General features: G+C 70.6%; 5 protein-coding genes and 1 pseudogene. 2 read left to right on the top strand and 4 right to left on the bottom strand.

Translation table 11 applies throughout. The annotated features are described in order from the left end of the window. The 4 genes from ACIQOV_RS14550 to dnaK form a co-directional block, all read right to left on the bottom strand. The coding region (locus tag ACIQOV_RS14550; RefSeq protein WP_401048560.1) for a heat shock protein transcriptional repressor HspR at window positions 1–491 on the bottom strand (491 nt) is incomplete at its 3' end. A 16-nt stretch (window positions 492–507) separates the two neighbouring features. Next, complete coding sequence (gene dnaJ, locus ACIQOV_RS14555; RefSeq protein ID WP_401048555.1) at window positions 508–1,674, bottom strand: molecular chaperone DnaJ; 1,167 nt, start codon at window positions 1,672–1,674, stop codon at window positions 508–510. A gap of 146 nt (window positions 1,675–1,820) precedes the next feature. Further along, window positions 1,821–2,441: a nucleotide exchange factor GrpE gene (gene grpE / locus ACIQOV_RS14560; RefSeq protein WP_359897740.1), complete on the bottom strand. Its 621-nt coding sequence runs from the start codon at window positions 2,439–2,441 to the stop codon at window positions 1,821–1,823. Beyond that, complete coding sequence (dnaK, locus tag ACIQOV_RS14565; RefSeq protein WP_359897741.1) at window positions 2,438–4,279, bottom strand: molecular chaperone DnaK; 1,842 nt, start codon at window positions 4,277–4,279, stop codon at window positions 2,438–2,440. Before dnaK ends, grpE begins: the two co-directional genes overlap by 4 nt. A gap of 323 nt (window positions 4,280–4,602) precedes the next feature. On the opposite strand from dnaK, the gene ACIQOV_RS14570 reads away from it, so the two are divergent. Beyond that, a complete protein-coding gene (locus ACIQOV_RS14570) occupies window positions 4,603–6,828 on the top strand; it encodes a heterodisulfide reductase-related iron-sulfur binding cluster (RefSeq protein ID WP_401048558.1) in 2,226 nt (741 codons plus the stop codon). Between the two features lie 340 nt (window positions 6,829–7,168). Continuing rightward, window positions 7,169–8,233 (top strand): annotated as a pseudogene (locus ACIQOV_RS14575) (sugar phosphate nucleotidyltransferase); the annotation flags it as partial. Window positions 8,234–8,691 lie beyond the last annotated feature (458 nt).

The following is an 8,691-nucleotide window of genomic DNA, read 5'->3' on the forward strand; positions in this document are numbered from 1 at the left end:
GTGGTGCCCGGCGCCGCGCGCAGGCTCGTCCAGAGCTGCTGGCCGACGGCCTCGCCGCCCAGCACCAGGACGGCGGTGGCGGCGCCCTCCAGGGAGTCGACCAGTTCCGCGACCCGGGACCGCAGGGCGGTGACCTGGTTCTCCAGCTCGATGATCCGCTTGATGCCCGCCAGGTTGATGCCCTCGTCCTGGGAGAGCCGCTGGACCTCGCGCAGCTGCTGGATGTCGCGCGCGGAGTAGCGGCGGCCGCGGCCGGCGGTGCGGTCGGGGCAGACCAGGCCGAGGCGGTCGTACTGACGCAGGGTCTGCGGGTGCAGACCGGACAGTTCGGCGGCCACGGAGATGACGTACACCGGAGTGTCCTCGGTGAGGACGTACGTCGGCGGGGCCGCGGCGGCGCGGCGGGTGCGGCGGGGGCCGGCACCGGGCAGGCCCTCGCCGAGGCCGGGGCCGATCGGGGTGTCGGGGTCGATCGGGTTCATCGGGGACATCGGGGACATCTGGTCGTCACGCTCCCTTCGCCGCCCGGAACAGGGCGGCGCGCGGATCGTCGGAGGCGGTGGCCTCGCGGTACTGCTCAAGGGCGTTCAGCGCGTCGCCGGTGACGTGCTGGGGCACCACGACCTCGACGGTGACGAGGAGGTCGCCGCGGGTGCCGTCCTTGCGGGTGGCGCCCTTGCCGCGGGCGCGCATGGTGAGGCCGTTGGCGCTGCCCGGGGGCAGCTTGAGCTTCACGGTCGGGCCGTTCAGCGTGGGCACCTCGATGGTGGCGCCGAGCGCGGCTTCGGGGAAGGCCACCGGGACGGTGACGGTGAGGTTGTCGCCCTTGCGGCCGAAGACCGGGTGGGGGTCGACGTGCACGGTCACGTAGAGGTCGCCGGGCTGCCCGCCGCGCTCGCCCTGGGCGCCCTTGCCCTTGAGCCGGATGCGCTGGTCGGCCTGGACGCCGGCCGGGATCCGGACCTGCATGGTGCGGGCCGAGCTGGCCCGGCCGCTGCCGTGGCAGTCGGGGCACGGGTCGTCGACGATCATGCCCCGGCCGCGGCAGTCCTTGCACGGCTCGGAGAGGGCGAAGGCGCCCTGGCCGCGGCTGACGGTGCCCGCGCCGACGCAGGTCGGACAGACCCGCGGGGTGGTGCCGGACTTGGCGCCGGTGCCGTTGCAGCCTCGGCAGGGGGCCTGGCTGGTCATCCGCAGCGGGACGGTCGCGCCGTCCACCGCCTCCTCGAAGGAGAGCGTCACCTCGGTCTCGACGTCGGCGCCGCGCCGGGGCTGGGCCTGCCGGGTGCCGCCGCGGTTGAAGAGGCCGCCGAACACGTCGCCGAGGCCGCCGCCGGCCTGGCCGGCGCCGCCCTGGCTGCCGCTGAAGAGGTCGCCGAAGTCGAAGCTGTAGCTGCCGTTGCCACCGGGGCCGCCGCCGGCCCGGAAGCCGCCGTTGGCGAAGAGGCTGCGGGCCTCGTCGTACTCCTTGCGGCGCTTCTCGTCGGAGAGGACGTCGTACGCCTCGGAGATGTCCTTGAACCGCTCCTCGGCCTTGGAGTCACCCTTGTTGGCGTCGGGGTGGAACTCGCGCGCGAGCTTGCGGTAGGTCTTCTTGATCTCGGTGGCGGTGGCGTCCTTGGGCACGCCGAGGACCTTGTAGTAGTCCTTCTCGACAAAGTCCTTGCCACTCATGGCTTCCGCCACCTCCCGATGTCCATCGTCACTGTGCTGTCAACAGCCGGTGAGCAAACGGCTGCTGACAGAGCGCTGCGGAGCCGGCCGCCGTACTGGCCGGCGTACGACTCCGCAGCGCACTGGTTGTCAGCTGTCACAGGTTGTCAGCTGTCCGAGCCACCGTCGGACTTGTCCGCGTCGGCGGACTTCGGCTCGGCGTCCGGGGAGGACGCCTGGCTGCCGGGCTGGGGCTCCGCGACGGCCACCATCGCCGGGCGGATGATCCGCTCGCCGATGCGGTAGCCGGGCTGGAGGATCTGCACGCAGGTGTCCTCGGTGACGTCCGAGGAGTAGCTGTGCATCAGCGCCTCGTGCATGGTCGGGTCGAAGGGCTCGCCCTCCTTGCCGAACTGCTGCAGGCCCAGCTTGGCGACGACCGTCTCCAGCGACTCGGCGACGGACTTGAAGCCGCCCGTGACCTCGCCGTGCTCGCGGGCGCGGCCGATGTCGTCCAGGACCGGGATCAGCGACTCCAGGATATTGGAGACGGCGATCTCGCGGACGGTCAGCCGGTCGCGCTCGACGCGCTTGCGGTAGTTCTGGTACTCGGCCTGGAGGCGCTGGAGGTCACCGGTGCGCTCGGCGAGCTCGCGCTTGGCGGTGGCGAGGTCGTCCGACCCGGATTCCCCGGTGCCGGCCGCGGCGGCCTCCTCGGCAGCCTTGATCACGGCCTCTTCGGCGGCGGAGTCGTCGCCGGGCTTACCGCCCTGCGGCTTGTCCGTCATGCCGCACCACCCTTGGGCTTCTCGTCGTCCACGATCTCGGCGTCGACGACGTCGTCGTCCTTGGCCTGGGCGGAGTCACCGGAGGGGGCGGCACCGGCAGCGGCGTCGGCGTTGGCGTACAGCGCCTGGCCGAGCTTCTGCGCGGTGGTGGAGACCTTCTCCGAGGCCTCGCGGATCTTCGCGATGTCCTCGCCCTTCAGGGCCTCCTTGAGCTCGCCGATGGCGGTCTCGACCTCGGTCTTGACGTCGCCCGGCAGCTTGTCGGCGTTGTCGGCGATGAACTTCTCGGTCGAGTAGACGAGCTGCTCGGCGGAGTTGCGGGTCTCCACGGCCTCGCGGCGCTTGTGGTCGTCCTCGGCGTACTGCTCGGCCTCGCGGCGCATGCGGTCGACCTCGTCCTTCGGCAGCGAGGAGCCGCCGGTGACGGTCATCTTCTGCTCCTTGCCGGTGCCGAGGTCCTTGGCGCCGACGTGCATGATGCCGTTGGCGTCGATGTCGAAGGTGACCTCGATCTGCGGCAGGCCGCGCGGCGCCGGCGGCAGGCCGGTCAGCTCGAACATGCCGAGCTTCTTGTTGTACGCGGCGATCTCGCGCTCGCCCTGGTAGACCTGGATCTGCACGGACGGCTGGTTGTCCTCGGCCGTGGTGAAGATCTCGGAGCGCTTGGTCGGGATCGTGGTGTTGCGCTCGATCAGCTTGGTCATGATGCCGCCCTTGGTCTCGATGCCGAGGGACAGCGGGGTGACGTCGAGCAGCAGGACGTCCTTGACCTCGCCCTTGAGGACACCGGCCTGGAGCGCGGCGCCGATGGCGACGACCTCGTCCGGGTTGACGCCCTTGTTGGCGTCCTGGCCGCCGGTCAGCTCCTTGACGAGCTCGGCGACGGCCGGCATGCGGGTCGAGCCGCCGACGAGGACGACGTGGTCGATCTCGGAGAGCGAGATGCCGGCGTCCTTGATGACGTTGTGGAACGGGACCTTGCAGCGCTCCAGCAGGTCCGCGGTCAGCTGCTGGAACTGGGCGCGGGTGAGCTTCTCGTCCAGGTGCAGCGGGCCCTCGGCGGAGGCCGTGATGTACGGCAGGTTGATCGAGGTCTCGGAGGACGAGGACAGCTCGATCTTCGCCTTCTCGGAGGCCTCGCGCAGACGCTGCAGGGCCATCTTGTCCTTGGACAGGTCGACGCCGTGGCCGGCCTGGAAGACCTTGACCAGGTGGTCGACGACGCGCTGGTCCCAGTCGTCACCACCGAGGTGGTTGTCACCGTTGGTGGCCTTCACCTCGACGACCCCGTCGCCGATCTCCAGGAGGGAGACGTCGAAGGTGCCGCCGCCGAGGTCGAAGACCAGGATGGTCTGGTCGTCCTTGTCCAGGCCGTACGCGAGGGCGGCCGCGGTCGGCTCGTTGACGATGCGCAGGACGTTGAGGCCCGCGATCTCACCGGCCTCCTTGGTGGCCTGGCGCTCGGAGTCGTTGAAGTACGCCGGGACGGTGATGACGGCGTCGGTGACGGTCTCGCCCAGGTACGCCTCGGCGTCCCGCTTCAGCTTCTGCAGCACGAAGGCCGAGATCTGCTGGGGGTTGAAGTCCTTGCCATCGATGTTGATCTTCCACCCGGTGCCCATGTGGCGCTTGACCGAGCGGATGGTGCGGTCGACGTTGGTGACCGCCTGGCGCTTGGCCACCTCGCCGACCAGAACCTCGCCGTTCTTGGCGAAGGCGACGACGGACGGCGTGGTCCGCGCACCCTCGGCGTTGGTGATGACGGTGGGCTCGCCACCCTCCAGAACGCTGACGACCGAGTTCGTCGTACCGAGGTCGATGCCGACCGCGCGTGCCATCGTAGATACCTCCACGGAAGAGTTGAGCTTTACGGGCTCAAGGATGCATGACTCGGTGGGCGGCGTCAACAGGTATGAGTGCGGCTCGCTCAACTTTGCTGAGCGGATCGGTGGGCGCCCGCCGCCGGAGTGTCCCGCCGCGCCGTGGCGGGGGTGCGCCCACGTGACTGCCGCCATAGCTTGGGAATCTTCTGGAGAACCGTTGTCCACCGGTAATGTCCGGGCCGTCGGCCCGGCAAGTTACCGACCAGTACACTCGGTTCCCGAAGAACGTGGAACCGCAGAGCCTGCTCAACCGCAAAGCCGCAGGAGACGGAGAGCCGATGCAGCTAGCAGCGATCGTCATCTCGCTGGTCACATTCGTGATCGGCACCGCGCTCGCCGCCCGTGCGGCGTTGTACATCTACAAGGTGGTCCGCACCGGCGCGCCGGACCCCACCCGCTTCGGGCAGCCCGCCCAGCGGGTGAAGACCGTCGCGACCGAGTTCGTCGGCCACACCAGGATGAACCGCTGGGGGATCGTCGGGATCGCCCACTGGTTCGTCGCGGTGGGCTTCTTCAGCCTGGTGCTGACCATCGTCAACGCCTTCGGCCAGCTCTTCGACGCCGACTTCGCGCTGCCGATCATCGGCCACTGGATGATCTGGCAGCTCTTCGTCGAGCTGGTCGGCACCCTGACCACCCTGGGCATCCTGGTCCTGATCGTGATCCGGCTGATGAGCCTGCCGTCCCGGTCGGGCCGCAAGTCCCGGTTCGCCGGCTCGATCGCCTGGCAGGCCTTCTACGTCGAGTACACGATCCTCGGCATCGGCCTGTGCATCCTGATGCTGCGCGGCCTGGAGGGCGCCCTCAACGGCGTCGACTCGTACGGGCCGGAGCACCTGGTCTCGTACCCGCTGGTCTCCGCGCTGAGCGGCCTGTCGCACGGCACGCTGGAGAACCTGATCTACCTGTTCGCGATGCTGAAGATCTCCATCTCGTTCGCGTGGGCGACCACCATCGGCCTCAACCCCTCGATGGGCGTGGCCTGGCACCGCTTCCTCGGCTTCTTCAACATCTACTTCAAGCGCGAGGAGGACGGCGGCACCGCGCTCGGCGCCCTCCGTCCGATGACCAGCGACGGTCAGCCGATCGACTTCGAGGACCCGGCCGAGGACGCCGTCTTCGGCGTCTCCCAGGTCGAGCACTTCTCCTGGAAGGGCATCCTCGACTTCTCCACCTGCACCGAGTGCGGCCGCTGCCAGTCGCAGTGCCCGGCCTGGAACACCGGCAAGCCGCTCTCGCCGAAGCTGCTGATCATGAGCCTGCGCGAGCACGCCTACGGCAAGGCGCCGTACCTGCTGGCCGGCGGCGGCAAGGACATGGAGGGCGAGGAGAAGGCCACCTCCGAGCAGCTCAAGGACGTCCCGGCGGCCGCCCTGGCCGAGGCCGGGCGCCCGCTGATCGGCACCGCCGAGGAGAACGGCGTCATCGACCCGGACGTGCTGTGGTCCTGCACCACCTGCGGCGCCTGCGTCGAGCAGTGCCCGGTGGACATCGAGCACATCGACCACATCGTCGACATGCGCCGCTACCAGGTGATGATCGAGTCCTCGTTCCCGACCGAGGCCGGGACGATGCTCAAGAACCTGGAGAACAAGGGCAACCCGTGGGGCATGGCCACCAAGGCCCGCCTGGACTGGGTCAAGGAGCTCAAGAAGGAGACCGGCATCGAGGTGCCGGTGATCGGTGAGGACATCGACCCCGCCGAGGTCGAGTACCTCTACTGGGTCGGCTGCGCCGGCGCCCTGGAGGACCGCGCCAAGAAGACCACCAAGGCCTTCGCGGAGCTGCTGCACACCGCGGGCGTGAAGTTCGCGATCCTCGGCAAGGAGGAGTCCTGCACCGGTGACTCCGCCCGCCGCCTGGGCAACGAGTTCCTGTTCCAGATGCTCGGCGCGCAGAACGTGGAGACGCTGAACGCGGCCCTGGAGGACGCCCCGGTCAAGCGGATCGTCGCCACCTGCCCGCACTGCTTCAACACCATCGCCAACGAGTACCCGCAGCTGGGCGGCCACTTCGAGGTCATCCACCACACCCAGCTGCTCCAGCACCTCATCGACGAGGGCAAGCTGATCCCGGTCAACCCGGTCGAGGGCCTGATCACCTACCACGACCCCTGCTACCTGGGCCGCCACAACAAGGTCTACAGCCCGCCGCGCGAGATCATGGACAAGGTCCCCGGCCTGCGCCAGCAGGAGATGCACCGGCACAAGGAGCGCGGCTTCTGCTGCGGCGCCGGCGGTGCCCGGATGTGGATGGAGGAGCGCATCGGCAAGCGGATCAACACCGAGCGCGTGGACGAGGCGCTGTCGCTCAACCCCGACATCGTCTCCACCGCCTGCCCGTTCTGCCTGGTGATGCTCTCCGACTCGGTCAACGGCAAGAAGAACGAGGGCGCGGCCAAGGAGCACCTGAAGGTGGTCGACGTGGCCCAGCTGCTGCTCGACTCGGTGAAGGCCCTCCCGCCGGCCGGGAGCGAGGAGCAGCCCGCGACGGTGGACGCGTAACGCCCGTCGCAGAGCCCGCTGTTCGACAGTTCTGCTACAACCGCCCGGCCCGGTGGACGCTTCGAACGCGCCCGCCGGGCCGGGCTTTTGGGCGGCCCGACGGCGCGCGCCGGTACGGCGGGCGTACGGGGAGTGACGGCAATCGCACAGGCGCCGGACGGGCATTCGGTCGGAAGCAAATACAGTAGGCCCGGACCGGCTTCGTTCCGGTCGACCCGTTCCGGACGGAAGCCCCGGACGGGTGGCGACCCGCGCCGGCCGGACGGCCGGGTCCAGACCGACGACGAGGTGTCGGCCCGCCGGGCCGGGCCGCAGAGACACAAGGGGAACAGCGCAGACCATGACCGAGGCGATCATGCTGGTCGGTGGTAAGGGCACGCGACTGCGTCCGCTGACCACCCACACCCCCAAGCCGATGCTGCCGGTGGCAGGCGTCCCGTTCATCGCGCACCAGTTGGCCCGCGCGGCCGCCGCCGGCGTCACCCGCGTCGTGCTGGCCACGTCGTACCTGGCCGAGGTGTTCGAGGACCACTTCCAGGACGGCACCCCGTACGGCATCGAGCTGGTCTACCTGACCGAGCGCGAGCCGCTGGGCACCGGCGGGGCCATCCGCAACGCCGCGTCCGGGCTGACCTGCGGCCCGGACGAACCGGTCCTGGTCTTCAACGGCGACATCCTCTCCGGTGTCGACATCGCCGCCCTGCGCGACGGCCACGTGGCCGCCGGGGCCGACGTCACCCTGCACCTGACCCGGGTCGAGGACCCGCGCGCCTTCGGTCTCGTCCCGACCGACGAGGACGGGCGGGTGCTGGAGTTCCTGGAGAAGCCGGAGACCCCCGAGCAGATCGTCACCGACCAGATCAACGCCGGCTGCTACGTCTTCACCCGGTCCGTGATCGACCGCATCCCGGCCGGCCGCGAGGTGTCCGTCGAGCGCGAGACCTTCCCCGAGCTGCTGGCCACCGGCGCACTGCTGCGCGGCGTCGTCGACACCTCGTACTGGCTGGACCTGGGCACCCCGGCGGCCTTCGTCCGCGGCTCGGCCGACCTGGTGCTCGGCAAGGTCGACTCCCCGGCCGTCCCCGGCCCGACCGGCGACGCCCTGCTGCTGCCCGGCGCCACCGTCCACCCGGGCGCGGTGCTCAGCGGCGGCACCGTGGTCTCCGAGGACGCGGTGGTCGAGGCCGGCGCGATCGTCGAGGGCAGCGTGATCCTGCCGGGCGCGGTGATCGGCCCGGACACCCTGGTCAAGGACTCGATCGTGGGCGCCTTCGCCACCGTCGGCGACCGCTCGGCGCTGGACGGCGCGGTGATCGGCGACGGCGCGATCGTGGAGTCGGACAACGAGCTGCCCAACGGCATCCGGATCGCCTGCGGCACCCTGCTGCCGGTCGGCGCCGTCCGCACCACGGCCGGGCCGGGCGGCTGCCCGGCCGGCACCAGCGCGGCCGCGGCGGTGCACGGGCCGTCGGTCGGCGCGCAGCGGTAGCGCCTCCGGGGACTGCCGGGCTCCCGGGGTGCCGGGCTGTTGGGCTGTTGGGCTCCCGGGGGTCGTTCCGGCGGGTTTCGGCCCCGTTCGTCTCAGCCTCGCTGCAAACCGGCCCCGGCTCCGTCCGGGGCCGACGCGGGCCGGGCCGGGCGGGTACCTTCGGACCGTGGCTGGTAATCGATACGACAGCGGTCAGGGCGCCGACCGTCCGCACGGCGGGTGGTCGGCCCCTTCGCCGCCGTCGGTGCCCGGGGGGCACGGGGGGACGGACGGGCCGGAGTACTTCACGGCCCCGCACGCGGCGACGCCCGGCGGTCCCGGCGGTCCGGCCGGCCCGCCCGGCGGTCCGGGGCACCCGGCGGGGGACGGGTACG

It is taken from the genome of Kitasatospora sp. NPDC091257 (assembly GCF_044757675.1).
In the GTDB taxonomy this organism is placed as follows: Bacteria; Actinomycetota; Actinomycetes; order Streptomycetales; family Streptomycetaceae; genus Kitasatospora; species Kitasatospora lactacystinica.

What these genes read in the sequence shown, in the direction of transcription:
- dnaJ (WP_401048555.1), bottom strand. Translation starts at nt 1,674, where the DNA reads ATGAGTGGCAAGGACTTTGTCGAGAAGGACTACTACAAGGTCCTCGGC.
- dnaK (WP_359897741.1), bottom strand. Translation starts at nt 4,279, where the DNA reads ATGGCACGCGCGGTCGGCATCGACCTCGGTACGACGAACTCGGTCGTC.
- ACIQOV_RS14570 (WP_401048558.1), top strand. Translation starts at nt 4,603, where the DNA reads ATGCAGCTAGCAGCGATCGTCATCTCGCTGGTCACATTCGTGATCGGC.
- grpE (WP_359897740.1), bottom strand. Translation starts at nt 2,441, where the DNA reads ATGACGGACAAGCCGCAGGGCGGTAAGCCCGGCGACGACTCCGCCGCC.